This window comes from Synechococcus sp. WH 8016 (assembly GCF_000230675.1).
Classification (GTDB): domain Bacteria; phylum Cyanobacteriota; class Cyanobacteriia; order PCC-6307; family Cyanobiaceae; genus Synechococcus_C.
Genome location: NZ_AGIK01000015.1, coordinates 1 through 787, shown reverse-complemented (window position 1 = coordinate 787; position 787 = coordinate 1). Strand labels below are relative to the sequence as shown.

Genomic DNA, 787 nt, shown 5'->3' with positions numbered 1-787 from the left:
CACGAGCGCAGCGCTCATAATTCCCCCTCGACCTGGCAGCTGCTGAGTCCACACCTGTGGCTCTCCAAGCACCTGCAATCGGTTGATCTGGAACCCCTTAAAAGTTCAGATCAACTGAACTAGAAAGCCCCCTCCCAAAAGGAGGGGGCTTTTTTGTGCCTTCCCATCCCTAAACAACAAACAAAGACGCCAAATCTCTCTCGTTCCAGTTGAAAAAACTGACTAATCAGCTGACAAAACCGGGCTTCACGACTATATTTAGAAAAGTAACGGAGATTCATTGATGGGCGAATACGTCGTCTCTGAAAGCATCAACTTTCCGTTCCAACTTGTTATCAGCATCGTTGGAAGCATTTTTATTGGGGCTTATGCGCTCAGCCAGCCCAACGAAAACTCAGATGATGATGATTTCGGCAATGGTGATGGGGGCATGATGCAGCCGGTGGCCGCCACCGGAGCCATCTGAACTCTGACGCCCAACGCCTTGGTGCCATCGGCAAGGATCACACCACCAGCGCGTGGTGTTTTTTTATGGCCGTTTGCCAAGGACTCCAGCATCGCCCTGCCCCTCAGGCCTTGGCTTCAGGCATCGCCTTCAGGCCATCAACCCACTCCAGGGCAGGCGTGATCAGCTGAGCTGATCGGAGGGATCAGAAAGTCTCCGCGCCCATTCCGTGTCAGCTCCGCAAACTTCCGTTACATTGCCTGTGTCGGGTTAACCGACCTTCTTTATTCGCCACCGGGATTCGTCCCACAGGCTCTTTTCCGTCCTCATGACTACCACCAT

General features: G+C 53.0%; 2 protein-coding genes. Both read left to right on the top strand.

All coding sequences use genetic code 11. The features are described 5' to 3' along the window. Nucleotides 1-283: 283 nt before the first annotated feature. The gene (locus tag SYN8016DRAFT_RS14220) at nucleotides 284-466 is read left to right on the top strand and encodes a hypothetical protein (protein WP_006855129.1); all 183 of its coding nucleotides are present in this window, start codon (nucleotides 284-286) and stop codon (nucleotides 464-466) included. Between the two features lie 18 nt (nucleotides 467-484). Beyond that, a complete protein-coding gene (locus tag SYN8016DRAFT_RS15440; RefSeq protein ID WP_159098337.1) occupies nucleotides 485-628 on the top strand; it encodes a hypothetical protein in 144 nt (47 codons plus the stop codon). The last annotated feature ends 159 nt before the right edge of the window (nucleotides 629-787 follow it).

Excerpts from the sequence above, each read along its gene's own strand:
- SYN8016DRAFT_RS14220 (WP_006855129.1), top strand. The coding sequence starts at position 284 with ATGGGCGAATACGTCGTCTCTGAAAGCATCAACTTTCCGTTCCAACTT.